Genomic DNA, 15,651 nt, shown 5'->3' with positions numbered 1-15,651 from the left:
GATAAGAAGCGATTTTGAAAAATAGCTTCCCATATTTTACAAAATCGTGCCTTATTGCCGATAGGCTGTCTCTGGAACACCGTTTATTCGTAAAAAGAGAATGTGACAAGACTTTTGTCACATCCCCTTTCACATTATGTCCATACACTTTGTCCAAACTCTCAAGTTTCATTATTTCTCTTTCAAATCACCAGTATTGATCACTGGCTGCGTGCCTTTATCTGTAATGATCGAAACAAGCAGGTTGTTGATCAATTGTACTTTTCGATCGTCTGTAAAATTGATTTCTTGCCCTTCTTCGATTTGTTCCAGCGCCATCTGCGTCATCGTCACTGCGCCTTCTACAATCGTTTGCCTTGCCGAAAGGATCGCTCTTGCCTGCTGGCGCTGTAGCATCGCACTGGCAATCTCTGTGGCGTACGCCAAATGGTTCAGTCTTGTTTCAAGGACTTCCACTCCGGCGACAGATAGACGTTCCTGCAATTCACTTGCCAGTTCGTCTGAGACTGCTGTGATATTTCCTCGCAACGTCAGATCATCGTCATTAAAGGTATCATAAGGATATTGGCTTGCGATATGTCTGACCGCCGTTTCACTTTGGATCTCAACAAAATCATGATAATACGCGACATCAAACAGTGCTTTGGCTGTATCGACGACTTTAAAAACGACGACGGCTGAGATCTCGATCGGATTGCCATCCAAGTCATTGACTTTCAAAACAGAGCTGTTGAAATTTCGTACTTTCAGCGAAATGTCGATTTTTTGCGCAAAAGGTACGGTCAGAAAAAAGCCGCTTTCCCGAATCGTCCCCATATACTGACCAAAAAATAGAATCACTTTTGCTTGATTAGGACTGACTACTGTTGCTGAGCTTAACAAGATCAGCGCAATCCCCCACGACACCACACCTAAAGCTACTGCCCAGAACTTTTCACTAGTTGTACCTAAGTAAAAGAAATAGGCACCTGCGACAGCTAATAAAAACAAACCTGCGATTCCTGCATACCCATTGACGTATGCTGCTTTTTTCTCTTTCATAAATAGGATTCTCCTTTATTTTTTCAGACACTGACTAAACCATTGCCTGTTTTTACCATCATCTCTATCTTCGTCAATCGTAAGGATATACTTATTGTTTCTTGCGTATTCTTGCCATCGCACCTTCTAGTTCCAGGTCTTTGTCTTCGGTGATATACCAGCCTCTTGCCTGGGTCCCGCCTGCAGCTGGCGGCAGATAGTCCAAGCTTGTCCTTACCCAATGTTTTTCTTCTGTAAAGTAATCTTCCACCAGGATTTCTAAATCCATTCCAGCCGACAGCACAAGATCTTCCCGGACCGACTTGAAGACGAAGCGCTCCAATTCTTCGTCATACTTCAGTATCCCAGTATCGAGAATCGGTAAAGAATAGTAATCCAGTTCTTTTTTGACAGTCAGCAGATGTTTGAAGACCTCATTATAGACTTGTTCCAATTGGCGTCCTTCTGACGTATTCGGATAGCTGATGGTGACTCTTTCTTTTTCATTGTCGTAATAGTTCTTGCTAAGTGAAGTGATGTAACTATGTAAAGATGCCATTTCTTTTCTCAATTTTTCACGCTGTGTTTCTTCTACTTTCATTTGCTTCTCCATCCTATGCTCCCCATTTACAAGCTTTCTTACAGCTTCTGTCTTTATTTTACTATAGTTGAAGGAGTTATGCGATGAAAAAAAGCAAAGAACGAAACAATCGCTGCTTTGCTTTTTCTGGCTATTTATATGTTGGGTACGGCTAATCTTCAAATTCTTCGTCGTCTGTCGTTATTCGTACCATATTGTTCTGACCAGTCACTTTTATTTTTTTCTTTCCTTGACTGAAGGAACTCGTAGTAGATTCTTCGTCGCTTCTTTCGATCCGCGAATCGCCTTCAAGCTGGATATCATATCCCCCAGTTTCCATCTCGTGGAATGTCAGCTGGCTATTTTGCATATCAACCGTTCCGCTACTTTCTGGGTCCAGACGAGTAAGGTAAAAGCGGCTGTCGCTAGCAGAAGCTTTCATGGTTTGAATGTTTGAACCGATCAGAGAAAAGGTGCCTAATTTATCATCAGCGACCAGAGAATCTGCAGTCAGAGCATTGATCGTCGCCCAACCATCGTACATATTCAACACTACTTTTTTGCTTGTCAATTCATCCATTTCGATGGCACTGTTACTGCTCTCGATCTGAAGTTCGGATAGTTCGATATCTTTCGGGATCGTTATGGTCAGCTCTGCATCTGCATCGTCCATATCGATCATTGCACGATGCGGTTTACTATTTGCGATAATGGACAAGCGTTTGTTTTTAACTGTGAGTTGCGGTCTTTCCGATTTTTCGTAAGTCATTGCTACTTCGAAATTCAGCCCGCGTTTGATAGTGACATGCTGATATTCTGCATGGATCATGATTTGCTCTACACCATCGATTTTTTTTGTTTCTTGAGCGATATCAAGCAGTTTAGGACCGTTTTCCCAAGCCATGCTTTTTTGTGCACCGGCATTATAAGTGATCCCGGCAAGGATTCCTCCGATAAACATCAGGCTGATCCCTGTAATCAAAAAATATTTTAATTTCATTTCTGCCCCTCCGCTTTCTTATATATTCGCTGAATGGAACTGACGTTTTGTGATAAAGCGTCGCCCTACCCATTTGACAAAGTTCATCATGACGTAAAACATCCATTTCGTTCCCTTCAGTAACAAAGGTGCGAAGAAAACAGCTGCTCCTGTCGCAAACAAACCCGTACCTGCAAAAAACAAGCCGCTTGTGACGGACTGTCCTAAGACACTGATTCCTGCGAGGATCATGACCAGCCCGATACCTAAAACCGTGATACAAATAACGTAGATCCCAATGATAATCGCGGCTAATGCACCCAAGATACCTCCAATGACCAAAATGAATCCCAAGGCCAATGGAATCAGCACAGGTGATGCGAACAAGCCTAAGAGGATCATCCAGATCAGCCGCATTTGCCGTTTAGGCCCTCCAGCTGGGTAATCCGCTGCTTCGCCACTTTCTTCTGAGAAATAACTGATTTTCAACTTCAACGCAAATTGTTTCGGTGTACCGTACTCTTCTACGATCTGATCCAGACTTTTTCCAGAGTCCAAAAAATATTCTTCATAATATTGGATAAGATCAAACCGATCATCTTCTGGTATCTCGTGAAGATTGTCCATGACTTCATTCAAATATTCATTCATTGTTATTGTCCTCCAATAGTCGGTCTAGGGAATCGCGAAAAACGATCCATTCATCAATAATCTCTTCTAAGTGCTGATGTCCCAGAGATGTCAAACGATAATATCGGCGGTTCCTACCTTCGAATGGTTCGTCATAAGTTTCTAAGTAGCCTTCTTGCTTCAGTCTTCGTAATACCGGATACATCGTTGATTCGCTGACAGACAAACTGCTCTGTACGATCTTCGTCAATGCGTAACCATACATATCTTCTCTGCTAAGCGCGGCTAATACTGTGCCATCCAGAAGAACAGTCGGGATTTGAATATGCATTCTTCCACCTTCTCTTTTCAAATGTAATATAATTTTATTTTCTATATTATATCACATATAATATTGTTTTGAAACATCGTATGGCAAAGAAAAAAAGAGGAACTGTGACAAAAAAATTGTCACAGCTCCTCTTTTCCGAATAAACGGTGTTCAAAAACTTACATCTACGGCACTAAGACCGATCAGATGAAAAATATTCTTTACTCACAGCAATGGCATGATCCAGTTGGTCCACATCCAGCTCAATGGCATGATGACAACCATCGCCGGAATCATATCCGCTACTGGGAACATTTTCACGTTGATCATCCGAAATCCTGTAGCGACCATCAAGAAACCGCCGCATGCTTTGAAATCCAAGATCATATCAGGTGTTGTCAGCGGATAGATGAATTTTGCCAGTAAAAACAAAATATAGAAGATAATGAATTGCGGAATCGCTACAACTGAAACAACATAACCTAGATTACATGCAAAGATCGCCGCAGTGAAAAAGTCTAATACAGATTTAGAGATCAGAATCGTGCTGTCGCCTGTCATCCCTGAATCCAAACTTCCGTAAATCCCTGTACCACTTGCACAGAACAATACGATCACTGTCACTAATGTAGTGATGAACTCATCATGCGTCATCCCTAATTTTTCACTCGGAAAAATTTTAGAGATCGGTTTTTGCATCAGTGCTGCACCTTTATTGATCCCATTACCTAAATGGATGATCAACCCGATCGCTGTCCCTATGACTAAAGCAAAAATAACAGCTGGCATATTTTTCATCGGTGCGATAGAATAAATCCCCATCCCCATCGAACAAACACCAAAAACCATCGTAAGCTGTGTTTTAAAATTCTCGCTTAACTTATTGCCCAACACACCGCCGATCAATCCGCCAAATAAGACAGAACCGACGTTGATCAAAACTCCTGTTGGCATAAAAAAACTCCTCCCATTTTCTTTATATGAAAAATATTTCAGAAAAATTTCTGTAAAAATTGTTTTTCATCGCAAAAATGATTGTACCAGATTGTTTTGTTTACACCAATTCAAATTTTGTGTTAAAGTATTCTCATTTGGAATAGATAGGAGGAGCATCATGGATATCCATAAATTTGAAGTTTTCCTTGATTTAGCGGAGACATTGAATTTTACCAAAACAGCTGAAAGGCAATTTACGACCCAAGGAAATGTTTCGAAACAGATTCTTTCTTTAGAATCAGAATTAAACATCAGATTATTCGAACGCTCGCATCGAAAAATCGAATTGACTGAGGTTGGCAGTTTGTTGTTGCCTTATGTAAAAAACGTAGTGGAACAATATCATTCCATGCAGGGAGTACTGGAAACTTATACGAATGAACACAATCTTTCATTAAATATCCTGACGATCCCGACGATGATCAACTATGATGGTTTTGCGAAAATCACCGAATTCCTGAAGCTTCATCCTGAATTCACTGTCCAGCTAAAAGAAGTGGAAAGCGTCGAACTCACCTATGACGAGCCGAATGAACACAGTGATACGATCCATTTTGCCCGTAGTTTCCAAGCACCACCGAAATCCATTGAATGGCTCCCTACAGAAAAAGATTATTTTGCGGCCGTTCTTCCGAAAAGACATCCTTTAGCAGCAAAAACGCACCTGCAACTGGAGGAATTGCAGAACGAGAATTTCTTAGTACTTGGACCAAGCACCAATCTGTATCAGCCTGTCCTTGATTTATGTCACGAAGCAGGATTCGAACCTAAGATATCTTATAAAGGCTCAAGGATCGATTTGATCATCAATATGATCGCCAATGATATGGGTGTAGCTATCGTCATGGAAAAAACAGTGAAGAATCTGCTCAAAGAAAATACCGTCCTCGTTCCGATCACGCCCACAAGAGAAAGCTACTTGGCATTCACGCGGAGAATCGGGGAACATTCGCTAGCTTCGGATGCTTTTTGGGCTTATCTGAAGCAAGACAGCAAGGAAAACTGAATTTTTCCACTCCACTATATAACTAAGGAGAGAACGGCCTCTATCTCCGCTCTCTCCTTGCATCATTCTCTCTTGATTTGATCCGCTTACGTATCACGCTTAGCTTTCCCGCAGTTCAATAAAAAATCAGCGATGCGATGTCGAAAGAACATATTTTATTTTCTCCATCTCGTTTCTTTTTCCTATCCTTTACTCAAACGGATCATTGCGGTCGTACCGACTCCTTCGATACTGCTGTAATCGATGTGCCCGTCATGCAACTCGACGATTTTCTTCACCAGTGAAAGTCCCAAGCCATTCCCTGCAAGCTGTCGGCTGGTATCCCCCTGATAAAATTTCTCGAAAATCCGTTGCTGTGTTTCTTTGTTCATTCCCACACCTGAATCCGTGATTTCAAGTAAGATGTCCTCCTGATTTTGTGTGAGCCGCACTTGGATGTTGCCATTGGGACGGTTATACTTGATGGCATTATCCAGGATATTCAGCCAGACTTGGTACAAGAATTCTTCATTTCCTGCGTAATGGATGTTTTCCAATTCGATGGACCATTCCAAGTTCTCCTTTTCCCATTTCGGCTGTAGGAATACGATCACTTCACGAACCTGCTCATCTAGCCGGAATTCCTTCTTCTCTAACTGGATCCGCTGATTTTCTAATTTATTCAATTTCAGTACATTATCGGTCAATTGCGTCAGCTGCGTGATGCTTTCAATCATCCGTTGCAAAAAAATCTGACGTTCTTCCTCAGAAATATCCGGTGTCTGCAGCAGCTGGACATACCCTTGGATCGTTGCCAGAGGAGTCTTGAATTCATGTGACACACTAGAAACAAAATCATTCCTCAACGTTTCGATGCTGCTCAATTCGTGGACCATCACATTGAAGTCTTTATACAATTGCTGTACTTCTTCCACTTTTTGCTGTTCATCCATCCGTATCGAAAAATCACCTTTTGCCACCTTACTCATATTCATGCGCAATTCGCTGATCGGCTGCAAGATCCTGCGACCGACGAAGATCGATATGCCTGTCCCGACCATCATACTGAATCCAGCAAAAACGAACAGTGGAGACAATGTCGGCTTTTCAGAAGCTGGAATCGACTGTTGGGTCAGTAAAAAAATAAAGCCAAGAAAGCAGAGCAGCGTGACTAAAATCGAGACAAAGACGATGCTAGCGAAATAGATCCATAATTGTGAGAATATTTTTTTCTTCATTTTGAGATGACCGCCTTATACCCCAGTCCGCGGACAGTCATAATTTGAAAATCATCGTTTTCTTCAAATCGGGTTCTTAAACGCTTGATATGTACATCGATCGTACGTTCTTCCGTGTTCGTGTCCAGTCCCCAGATATCATCCATCAATTGCTGCCGGGTAAAAATCTTATTCGGGTAAGCGAGCAGCTTATAGAGCAGCTGGAATTCTTTTTGCGGAAGAATCGTTGTTTGCTGTTGTTTGGTTACTTCATAAGAATCCTGATCCAAACACGTCTCGCCTATCAGCAGCTGGCTGCTGTGGTTGATTTTTGATCGTCTCAGTAATGCTTCGACACGTAAGATCATTTCATTCACGTCTACAGGTTTCGTCATATAGTCATCTACTCCTAGATGAAACCCGCGTTTTTTGTCTTCAAAATCTGCTTTAGCTGTAATCATCAGTATGGGCGTCTCACTATCACAGCTGCGGAGCATTTCGACTAATTCATAGCCATTCATTTCCGGCATCATGATATCTGTGATCACTAACTCGACATGGATATCTTCTAGTTTGTTCAGTGCTTCTTCGCCACTTGATGCAGTGATCGCCACAAAACCTGCCCGTTCTAGGACTGAACGATACAGCAATTGAAGCTTTTCATCATCTTCTACGATTAAGATACGATTCATTTTTCTCCCTCTGTTTTTGAAAAATTTCTAGATTTTTTCTTTCTGTTCATCTTCAGTTAATATTCATACCGTATACTACGATCATTGTTCTGATATACTTGTAAGTATACCGAATATTTCAACATGGGAGAAGGGTGAATATGCTACAACTAAAAGAAATAAAAAAATATTATAAAGTCGGCGAAACAACGACAAAAGCATTAGATGGCGTATCCGTTGCCTTCAGACAAAAAGAATTCGTGGCGATTCTCGGTCCAAGCGGCTCCGGAAAAACAACGATGCTGAATGTGATCGGCGGACTAGATAACTATGATTCTGGCGATATGGTCATCAACGGAAAATCGACCAAGGATTTCAAAGACAGCGACTGGGATGCGTACCGCAATAATTCCATCGGGTTTATTTTCCAAAGCTATAATCTGATCGGTCATTTGGGGATCGTTGAAAATGTCGAACTAGGTATGACACTCAGCGGTGTTTCAAAAGAAGAGAAACGGAAAAAAGCAGAAGAAGCTTTACATCGTGTCGGTCTATCCGCTCATATGAACAAAAAACCGAACCAGTTATCCGGTGGACAGATGCAGCGGGTAGCCATTGCCAGAGCTTTGGCAAATGACCCCGACATTCTTTTGTGTGACGAACCTACTGGCGCACTAGATACAGAGACTAGTGTCCAGATCATGGAACTGATCGAAGAATTATCAAACGAAAAACTAGTCATCATGGTCACGCATAATCCTGAACTTGCACATCAATATGCCGACCGCATCATCGAGTTTTCTGATGGAAAGATCTTATCCGATTCTCATCCGCATATTGAACGACCTAAAACGGATCAGTTCAATCTGCGAAAAACAAAGATGAGCTTCTGGACAGCATTGAAACTGTCCTTCAACAATATCCGTACGAAAAAAGGACGGACATTCCTGACCTCCTTTGCTTCAAGTATCGGGATCATCGGGATCGCGATCGTACTCTCTCTTTCTTCTGGTTTCCAGAAACAAATCGACAGTACGCAAGCAGAAACCATGGCCAAATTCCCGATCACGATCTCCAAAGTAACGACAAGTCAGACAAATGATCAAGCTGCTTTAGGCTCCAGCAAGGCAGATTATCCCGACAGTAAAACCATCACCGCAAAAATCAGTGATGAGGATCGCGCACAGCACGTCAATAAAATCGATCAGAAATATGTCGATTACGTGAAAGACATCGATCCAGATCTAAGTAACAATATCGGGTTTACACGTACAACAGGCATCAATCTTTTACGAGATGTCGATGGGAAAGTACAGCCTGTGAAATTCTCGAATCAAGATCCAGATTCGGAAACCTTGTCATTTTCAAGTACGATGTCCGCTATGACAGGTGTTGGGGTATCAAGTTTCCCTACACAGCTTGACAATCAAAAAGAAAACTTTCTGAAGGCAAATTATTCCTTGCTTGCCGGAGAATATCCTGCTTCTCCTACAGATGTTGTTTTGATCGTCGATGGAAACAACAACACGAATATCAATGCGTTGAAAAATCTTGGCTTCGATGTCAAAGACGGTCAGAAACTGGACTTTGACAACATCGTCGGCACAACGCTCAAGCTGGTAAACAACAACGACTATTACACAAAATTGCCAACTGGAAATTTTGTTCCAAACACTGATTATGACGCAATGTACGCAAATTCGACCGGCGAAGTAAAAATCGCAGGAATCCTGCGTGTGAAATCTTCTTCCACGATGAACCTGTTATCACCCGGAATTGCTTATAGCGATCAGTTGACAACACAAATCGTAGAAGAAAACAAAGATTCCGATATCGTAAAAGCACAAAAAGACAGCGACATGAACGTCCTGACTACGGAAAAAGTCGATGGCACGACCAAGCAATCACTGATCAGTCTTTTAGGCGGCGACAGCCTTCCTTCAAGTATCATGATCTACCCGAACAACTTTGGCGATAAAGACAAAGTCCTTGATTACCTGGATGATTATAACAAAGGAAAATCAGAAGAAGACAAGATCATCTATTCCGATCTGGCTGGTACAATGACAGAACTGACAGGTGGATTGATGGACGCTATCACTTATGTTTTAGTAGCATTTGCAGGGATCTCATTGGTAACAAGTATGATCATGATCAGCATCATCACTTATACTTCTGTGATCGAACGGACGAAAGAAATCGGTGTGTTAAAAGCATTAGGGGCACGTAAAAAAGATATCACACGTGTATTCGATGCCGAAACGTGTATTTTGGGAATCACTTCTGGTCTGTTAGGTGTGTTCATCGCATGGTTAGCGACTTTCCCGATCAACAGTATCTTATACCAGATGACTGATCTGAAAAACGTTGCACAACTGAATCCTGTGCATGCGCTGATCCTGATCGTCGTATCCACCGTTCTGACAATGCTTGGCGGGCATATTCCGGCACGTATGGCAGCGAAGAAAGATGCAGCAATAGCATTGCGTGCAGAATAAGGTTGTGACAACCACGTTCAACTTTGAGACATAAGAACACTGAACAGAAAATAGCTCCACATATTTTCTTGTTTCGTGGGCTTATGACCGAAAAGTTGTGGTTGGAACACCGTCTATCAGGTTGCGACAACCACGTTCAGCTTTGAGTCATAAGAACACTGAAATAGTAGAAAACAGCACGAAACGAGGAAGCAATATATTCCTTGTTTCGCGCTGTTTTTTTCTAATTGTTTTTTATAATTCTGGTATACTTTTCTTTCCTTCGTACCATAACTCTTCTGGTGTATACCTGTCTTTTCCATTCAGGATCACCGTGCCATCGTCTTCGATCCTCACCTCTGAGCCAATCCACATATTACGAGAAAGAGCGAGCAGATTTTTTCTTTTTCCCTTTCCATTTTTACCAAATCGAAAGGCACCAGTAACCTCTCCTACCCAATGCGTTTTTAGATACCTTACTTCACCATTCTCATATTTCACTCGTAAGATATTCGCAAGATTTTCCGCTTTTACTGCTTTTGGCAACTGATTTTCCATCATCGCTCCCCCTCCTTAATGTATGCGTTATCAACCTTGTTAATACTAGTTTACTACAAAAACTTCGATTGACAAAAAAAACGCATCCATTCCATAACGGAATAAATACACCAACAAGTTGAATTGTTTTCCCGAATGCTTCCTCGTACTATTTGATTGTACAGAAAAAGGGAGGAATTTGACATGACAGATCAACCATATGATTTGAGAAAAGTCATCGAAGAACTAAAAAGTCTTCCAGGACAATATCACGAAACAGACATCGAGATCGATCCAGAAGCAGAATTATCCGGTGTCTATCGTTACATCGGTGCTGGCGGTACAGTTAAACGACCAACACAAGAAGGACCAGCAATGACCTTCAACAATATCAAGGGCTTCCCTGGAAAACGCGTCAATATCGGTACGATGGCCAGTCGTAAACGCGTAGGTGAAATCCTGCACCATGATTACCGTACATTAGGACGCTTTTTGAAAGATGCCGTAGAAAATCCGATCAAACCAGTGAAAGTCGAAAAAACAGATGCTCCTGCACAAGAAGTCGTCCATCTTTCGTCCGATGCTGATTTTGATATTCGTAAAATCTTACCAGCACCAACAAATACACCAGAAGATGCTGGTCCATATATCACAATGGGCGTTGTTTTAGGTTCAGATCCTGAAAAAACAATGAGTGATGTAACGATCCATCGTATGGTTTTAGAAGATGAAGATACGATCGGCATGTACATCATGCCTGGCGGACGCCACATCGGTCACTTCCAAAAACAATTTGAAGCATTGAATAAACCAATGCCTATCACTATCAATATCGGTTTAGATCCAGCAATCGCCATTGGTACGACCTTCGAACCACCTACCACACCACTTGGCTACAACGAATTATGGTGCGCAGGTGCTTTGCGGAATGAACCTGTCCAAATCGTAGACGGTGTCGCAGTCGATGAAGTTGGTATCGCTCGTGCTGAATTCATCATCGAAGCAGAAATCATGCCAAATGAAACCATGCAAGAAGATATCAACACAAACTCAGGAAAAGCGATGCCGGAATTTCCTGGCTATACTGGTGATGCAAATCCAGCAGTCCATGTAGTCAAAGTAAAAGCAGTGACGCATCGCAAAGACAATCCAATCATGCAAACAACGATCGGACCAAGTGAAGAACATGTTTCAATGGCTGGTATCCCAACAGAAGCAAGTATTTTAGCACTCGTTGACAAAGCAATCCCTGGAAAAGTAGTGAATGTCTACAATCCTCCAGCAGGCGGCGGTAAATTGATGACGATCATGCAGATCCGTAAAGAAAATGAAGCAGATGAAGGAATCCAACGTCAAGCTGCTATCCTTGCATTATCTGCCTTCAAAGAATTGAAAACTGTTATTTTAGTAGACGAAGACGTCGATATCTTTGACATGAACGATGTCGTTTGGACATTCAACACTCGTTTCCAAGGAGACAAAGACGTGATCGTGATCCCTGGCATGAGAAATCATCCATTAGATCCATCTGAATTACCGCAATACAATCCAGGTTCTATCCGTTTCCGCGGGATGAGTGCCAAAACGATCTTCGACGGCACAGTCCCATATGACATGAAGGAACACTTTGTTCGTGCCCAATTCAAAGAAGTCGACGATTGGGAAAAATACTTGAAGTAAACGTATAACCCGCGCTGTTTTGAAAAATCAACAATAAAGGAAAGTGATGGATGACATGGAACAACGAAAGAAAAAAATCGTTATTGGCGTAAGTGGTGCTTCAGGGACGATTTATGCGATCAATCTCGTGAAAAAACTAAAGGAATATCCAATGGTCGAAACACACGGGATCATCAGTACCTGGGCAAAACAAAACCTGAAATTGGAATCTGACTTGTCTCTTCATGAATTTGAAGACTTGTTCGATTACCATTATTCAAATAATGATCTAGGTGCAGCTGTAGCCAGTGGTTCATTTTTGACAGACGGTATGATCATCGTTCCAGCAAGTATGAAGACGATTGCCGGGATTTCTGTCGGTTTAGGCGACAATCTGATTGCACGAGCGGCAGACGTCACTATGAAAGAACAGCGTAAGCTAGTGATCGTTCCTCGTGAAACACCGCTAAATGCGATTCATTTAGAGAATTTGACGAAATTGGCACGTTTAGGGGTACAGATCATCCCGCCGATCCCTGCTTTTTACAATCAGCCTCAGACGATTCAAGACCTTGTCGATCATCATACAATGAAGCTATTGGATCAGTTCGGGATCGAAAATGAGCATTCCAAGCGATGGCAAGGTGATTGAGATGGAAAAAGAGTATCTTTTTGAGGTAACGAAACTTGATTTCACGATACGAGCTGCAGTAACAGTCATTGGAAAAGATTTACTGGTGACGCTGACGGGCGGCGATACACCGCATATTGGTACGATCACCGCCTTCTCTCGCGAGACCGATGTCCAGACCATCCGTTTTCCTAGCCATGACGGACGATTCCATAAAGATGATGTCTTGGCTCAAAAAATTGCTGAGATCATCAAAGAAGCTGTTCCTGGAAGTTGTACCATCACTTCCGGTGTCCACGTTGATCACATTTCAAATGCACAAATCCAAGCTTCCTTCCCAATGGCTGAAACGGTTGGGAGGAAGATCCTGGATTGGTTGAATCACACAGATTTTCAAAGCAAAGAACCTGTTTATTATAAAAACGGCGAAAAACCATTGTAACCATACAAGAAACTACGCGAATATCGTGTGCCCCAAAAGTCAGACCAAGAAGTCGACCTTTGTGGGCGCAGGATATTTTTTTCTTCTATCTTCTGCCCATTGATATCCTTGCCGATATTTTTCTGCTTTCTTTTCATCTCCCAAGAACATCAATTAAATCATCTAGATTTTGCATCCTCGCTTCCTTGCCCTTGAGATAACAAAAAAGAACCAAAAACAGCAGATTGCCGTTTTTGGTTCTTTTTCTTTGTAGGGATTATTCCCCTTTTACTTCTTTCACTAATTTAGCTAATGCCTGTTTTTGATAATCCGCAGCTAAGTCTTTTGTCAATTTTGCTTGTTCTTCTTGACTCATTTTCGGATTTTCAGTCATTGCTTTCACTAAACCTTCTTGCACGAATGTTTTGGCTTCGCTTTCCATCGTGCTTTGTTTTTCCTTCACTAGTCCAGCTAATTTCTCTGCCTGATCGGTACTTAATTCGACCCAGTCTGCTGGGATCTTGAAGGTATTGACACGCTTGTCGTATTCATGGTTGTTATCTGCGATATTGAACCAGAATTTGTACATGTCGCTTTTGTAGATCCAATAGGTGGTTTTTGATACTTTCTCAGCATCGCCATCTGTTTTTTCTACTTTATTCGTTTCATTGTCTGTACCTGTTGCTTTTGGTTTCTTCTGACTTTCGTCTGTGCGGTAAAGATAGACTTTTTCTGTTCCGTTTCCAAGAGCTTTGTATAACAGCATATTGGCGCTGTCAGACTCTGTACTTGAGACAATTTTTGTCGTTTTCGTTTCCGTTACTTTTTCCATACCGAAGTGGTTGGATAAATTAGCGACGATCAAGCCTAACGATGCAACGAAGATCAAGCCGAATACTAAGGATAAAAGTGTCTGCCATGATTTTTTCGCAAAAACATTCGTTAAAGCAAACGCAAGTAAACTAACAATCAATACACCTAAAATCATGCATTATCCCCCGCTTTCGTTAGAACAGGTTCTTTTTTCTTCAATGCAAAGGCAATCAAGAAGCCGATGATCCCAAAGACGATCGCCACGAAGAATGCAGCGTGGTAACCAGATAATGTGGCATTGATAGCTTGGTCTTTATAAGCTAAAGGTGTGTTGTTCAACACAGATTTGCTAGGGATGTTTGCTTTCGTCACATTTGTCAGCACACTGATCAGAATCGCTGTCCCGATTGAGCTCGCAATTTGTCGGAAAGTGTTGTTCACTGCTGTCCCGTGACTGATCAGTTTATTTGGCAAGGCGTTCATACCAGATGTCGTTACCGGCATCATGACCATAGAAATACCAAACATGCGGATCGCATAAAGAACGACGATATATAGAACAGGTGTCGTTTTTGTCAAAAAGGCAAATGGCGCTGTTGCAGCTGTCAGGATGAACATCCCGGTGATTGCTAGGCGTTTTGCACCATATTTATCAAAGATCGCACCTGTGACCGGCATCATCGCCCCCATGATCAGCGCACCTGGAAGCAGCATCAAACCGGAATGGAATGCTGATTCGCCACGAATATTCTGGATATATAATGGTACGACCATTTCGGCCCCCACCATCGCCATATTCGTCACACCAGCTAAAATAGCAGCAATCGTAAAGGTTGAAGATTTAAATACGCGCAATTCCAAAAATGGATGTTCCAAATGAAGTTGGCGCCATGCAAAGAATGCAATGAAAATTACCCCAACGATCAAGAAACCGATAACTTTGGCACTTCCCCAGCCATCGTCCCCAACACTTGAGAATCCGTAAAGCAAACTACCGAACCCGATCGTTGAAAGGATTGCTGAAAGAATGTCGATACTTGGATTTGACAATGGGATAACGCTCTTCATCAAGAAAAAGGCTAAGACCAAAACAAGAACAACGATTGGCAGAACCATCCCGAATAAATCACGCCAATGATAGTTATCAATGATATAACCAGATAAAGTAGGGCCTAATGCAGGAGCTAGACCGATAACGATCCCTGACATCCCCATAGCTGATCCTCTTTTTTCTGGCGGGAAGATTGATAGCATGATGTTTTGCAATAATGGCATCGATACTCCGACACCACATGCTTGGATCAAACGTCCAATCAATAAAGTGCTGAAGTTAGGTGCGACAAAACAAGTGATTGTCCCAATCAAGAAAATAGTCATAGCAGATAAATAAAGATTTCTGGAACTAAATTTATTGATTAGCCATGCAGTAATTGGGATCATGATCCCATTGACTAATAAGAATCCTGTTGTCAGCCATTGTACATCGGAAGCTGAAATATCAAAAGCTTTCATCAATGTTGGAAAGGCTGTTGTCAATAAGGTTTGGTTCAAAACGGTACAAAATGTACCAATTAATAAGACAACAACTAAAAGTGTCCGATTATATGGTTTGCCGTAAATATCTACGGGCTGATTTTTACTCATATTTCTCCTTCTTTCTGATTTTTTTCTGAAACCACTAGAATACTTTATTCCTAATTGCAACTTTTGTCAACCTACTTGACA

General features: G+C 41.8%; 16 protein-coding genes. 5 read left to right on the top strand and 11 right to left on the bottom strand.

The window, feature by feature from the left end; translation table 11 throughout:
* Positions 1-171: 171 nt before the first annotated feature.
* From G7Y42_RS08575 to G7Y42_RS08550, 6 genes are all read right to left on the bottom strand, one after another.
* Positions 172-1,041, bottom strand: coding sequence for an SPFH domain-containing protein (locus G7Y42_RS08575; RefSeq protein ID WP_165037912.1), 870 nt, complete (start codon positions 1,039-1,041; stop codon positions 172-174).
* A gap of 91 nt (positions 1,042-1,132) precedes the next feature.
* Positions 1,133-1,621: a DUF5348 domain-containing protein gene (locus tag G7Y42_RS08570; protein ID WP_165037981.1), complete on the bottom strand. Its 489-nt coding sequence runs from the start codon at positions 1,619-1,621 to the stop codon at positions 1,133-1,135.
* A 151-nt stretch (positions 1,622-1,772) separates the two neighbouring features.
* Entirely contained in the window at positions 1,773-2,600 is an 828-nt protein-coding gene (locus G7Y42_RS08565; RefSeq protein ID WP_165037910.1) for a DUF4097 family beta strand repeat-containing protein, read from the bottom strand.
* An 18-nt stretch (positions 2,601-2,618) separates the two neighbouring features.
* Positions 2,619-3,230 (bottom strand): DUF1700 domain-containing protein, encoded by a 612-nt coding sequence (locus G7Y42_RS08560; RefSeq protein ID WP_165037908.1) that lies wholly within the window; start codon positions 3,228-3,230, stop codon positions 2,619-2,621.
* Positions 3,223-3,540: a PadR family transcriptional regulator gene (locus G7Y42_RS08555; protein ID WP_165005741.1), complete on the bottom strand. Its 318-nt coding sequence runs from the start codon at positions 3,538-3,540 to the stop codon at positions 3,223-3,225. Before G7Y42_RS08555 ends, G7Y42_RS08560 begins: the two co-directional genes overlap by 8 nt.
* A 204-nt stretch (positions 3,541-3,744) precedes the next feature.
* On the bottom strand, positions 3,745-4,473 hold the full coding sequence (locus G7Y42_RS08550) for a DUF554 domain-containing protein (RefSeq protein ID WP_165005740.1): 729 nt from the start codon (positions 4,471-4,473) through the stop codon (positions 3,745-3,747).
* A 160-nt stretch (positions 4,474-4,633) separates the two neighbouring features.
* On the opposite strand from G7Y42_RS08550, the gene G7Y42_RS08545 reads away from it, so the two are divergent.
* On the top strand, positions 4,634-5,521 hold the full coding sequence (locus tag G7Y42_RS08545; RefSeq protein ID WP_165037906.1) for a LysR family transcriptional regulator: 888 nt from the start codon (positions 4,634-4,636) through the stop codon (positions 5,519-5,521).
* A gap of 182 nt (positions 5,522-5,703) precedes the next feature.
* Here the strand turns inward: G7Y42_RS08545 and G7Y42_RS08540 are convergent, their stop codons facing one another.
* On the bottom strand, positions 5,704-6,738 hold the full coding sequence (locus G7Y42_RS08540; protein ID WP_165037904.1) for a HAMP domain-containing sensor histidine kinase: 1,035 nt from the start codon (positions 6,736-6,738) through the stop codon (positions 5,704-5,706).
* Positions 6,735-7,409 carry a response regulator transcription factor gene (locus G7Y42_RS08535; RefSeq protein WP_165037902.1) on the bottom strand — a complete coding sequence of 225 codons (675 nt, stop codon included), beginning with the start codon at positions 7,407-7,409 and terminating at the stop codon, positions 6,735-6,737. Before G7Y42_RS08535 ends, G7Y42_RS08540 begins: the two co-directional genes overlap by 4 nt.
* Before the next feature lie 140 nt (positions 7,410-7,549).
* On the opposite strand from G7Y42_RS08535, the gene G7Y42_RS08530 reads away from it, so the two are divergent.
* Positions 7,550-9,886 (top strand): ABC transporter ATP-binding protein/permease, encoded by a 2,337-nt coding sequence (locus G7Y42_RS08530; protein WP_165037900.1) that lies wholly within the window; start codon positions 7,550-7,552, stop codon positions 9,884-9,886.
* A 234-nt stretch (positions 9,887-10,120) separates the two neighbouring features.
* On the opposite strand, the gene G7Y42_RS08525 is transcribed toward G7Y42_RS08530, so the two are convergent.
* The gene (locus G7Y42_RS08525; RefSeq protein ID WP_165037980.1) at positions 10,121-10,423 is read right to left on the bottom strand and encodes a hypothetical protein; all 303 of its coding nucleotides are present in this window, start codon (positions 10,421-10,423) and stop codon (positions 10,121-10,123) included.
* Positions 10,424-10,606: 183 nt separating this feature from the next.
* Between G7Y42_RS08525 and G7Y42_RS08520 the strand changes: the two genes are divergently transcribed.
* From G7Y42_RS08520 to G7Y42_RS08510, 3 genes are read left to right on the top strand one after another with little or no spacing between them, the layout of a single operon-like run.
* The gene (locus G7Y42_RS08520; RefSeq protein WP_165037897.1) at positions 10,607-12,082 is read left to right on the top strand and encodes a UbiD family decarboxylase; all 1,476 of its coding nucleotides are present in this window, start codon (positions 10,607-10,609) and stop codon (positions 12,080-12,082) included.
* Between the two features lie 46 nt (positions 12,083-12,128).
* Positions 12,129-12,713: a UbiX family flavin prenyltransferase gene (locus tag G7Y42_RS08515; protein ID WP_165037895.1), complete on the top strand. Its 585-nt coding sequence runs from the start codon at positions 12,129-12,131 to the stop codon at positions 12,711-12,713.
* 1 nt (position 12,714) lies between these two features.
* Complete coding sequence (locus G7Y42_RS08510; RefSeq protein WP_165037893.1) at positions 12,715-13,134, top strand: amino acid decarboxylase; 420 nt, start codon at positions 12,715-12,717, stop codon at positions 13,132-13,134.
* Positions 13,135-13,390: 256 nt separating this feature from the next.
* Here the strand turns inward: G7Y42_RS08510 and G7Y42_RS08505 are convergent, their stop codons facing one another.
* Together G7Y42_RS08505 and G7Y42_RS08500 are read right to left on the bottom strand one after the other, a co-directional pair.
* A complete protein-coding gene (locus tag G7Y42_RS08505) occupies positions 13,391-14,101 on the bottom strand; it encodes a DUF4811 domain-containing protein (RefSeq protein WP_165037891.1) in 711 nt (236 codons plus the stop codon).
* A complete protein-coding gene (locus G7Y42_RS08500; RefSeq protein WP_165037889.1) occupies positions 14,098-15,570 on the bottom strand; it encodes an MDR family MFS transporter in 1,473 nt (490 codons plus the stop codon). The genes G7Y42_RS08505 and G7Y42_RS08500 overlap by 4 nt, the downstream gene beginning before the upstream one ends.
* Positions 15,571-15,651 lie beyond the last annotated feature (81 nt).

This window comes from Enterococcus sp. ZJ1622 (genome assembly GCF_011038845.1).
In the GTDB taxonomy this organism is placed as follows: Bacteria; Bacillota; Bacilli; order Lactobacillales; family Enterococcaceae; genus Enterococcus_B.
Note: the sequence above shows the minus strand (reverse complement) of the source record. Positions and strands in the feature narration are given on the sequence as shown.

What these genes read in the sequence shown, in the direction of transcription:
- G7Y42_RS08535 (WP_165037902.1), bottom strand. Translation starts at nt 7,409, where the DNA reads ATGAATCGTATCTTAATCGTAGAAGATGATGAAAAGCTTCAATTGCTG.
- G7Y42_RS08560 (WP_165037908.1), bottom strand. Translation starts at nt 3,230, where the DNA reads ATGAATGAATATTTGAATGAAGTCATGGACAATCTTCACGAGATACCA.
- G7Y42_RS08540 (WP_165037904.1), bottom strand. Translation starts at nt 6,738, where the DNA reads ATGAAGAAAAAAATATTCTCACAATTATGGATCTATTTCGCTAGCATC.
- G7Y42_RS08500 (WP_165037889.1), bottom strand. Translation starts at nt 15,570, where the DNA reads ATGAGTAAAAATCAGCCCGTAGATATTTACGGCAAACCATATAATCGG.
- G7Y42_RS08555 (WP_165005741.1), bottom strand. Translation starts at nt 3,540, where the DNA reads ATGCATATTCAAATCCCGACTGTTCTTCTGGATGGCACAGTATTAGCC.
- G7Y42_RS08520 (WP_165037897.1), top strand. Translation starts at nt 10,607, where the DNA reads ATGACAGATCAACCATATGATTTGAGAAAAGTCATCGAAGAACTAAAA.
- G7Y42_RS08565 (WP_165037910.1), bottom strand. Translation starts at nt 2,600, where the DNA reads ATGAAATTAAAATATTTTTTGATTACAGGGATCAGCCTGATGTTTATC.
- G7Y42_RS08545 (WP_165037906.1), top strand. Translation starts at nt 4,634, where the DNA reads ATGGATATCCATAAATTTGAAGTTTTCCTTGATTTAGCGGAGACATTG.
- G7Y42_RS08515 (WP_165037895.1), top strand. Translation starts at nt 12,129, where the DNA reads ATGGATGACATGGAACAACGAAAGAAAAAAATCGTTATTGGCGTAAGT.
- G7Y42_RS08510 (WP_165037893.1), top strand. Translation starts at nt 12,715, where the DNA reads ATGGAAAAAGAGTATCTTTTTGAGGTAACGAAACTTGATTTCACGATA.
- G7Y42_RS08550 (WP_165005740.1), bottom strand. Translation starts at nt 4,473, where the DNA reads ATGCCAACAGGAGTTTTGATCAACGTCGGTTCTGTCTTATTTGGCGGA.
- G7Y42_RS08570 (WP_165037981.1), bottom strand. Translation starts at nt 1,621, where the DNA reads ATGAAAGTAGAAGAAACACAGCGTGAAAAATTGAGAAAAGAAATGGCA.
- G7Y42_RS08575 (WP_165037912.1), bottom strand. Translation starts at nt 1,041, where the DNA reads ATGAAAGAGAAAAAAGCAGCATACGTCAATGGGTATGCAGGAATCGCA.
- G7Y42_RS08505 (WP_165037891.1), bottom strand. Translation starts at nt 14,101, where the DNA reads ATGATTTTAGGTGTATTGATTGTTAGTTTACTTGCGTTTGCTTTAACG.
- G7Y42_RS08525 (WP_165037980.1), bottom strand. Translation starts at nt 10,423, where the DNA reads ATGGAAAATCAGTTGCCAAAAGCAGTAAAAGCGGAAAATCTTGCGAAT.
- G7Y42_RS08530 (WP_165037900.1), top strand. Translation starts at nt 7,550, where the DNA reads ATGCTACAACTAAAAGAAATAAAAAAATATTATAAAGTCGGCGAAACA.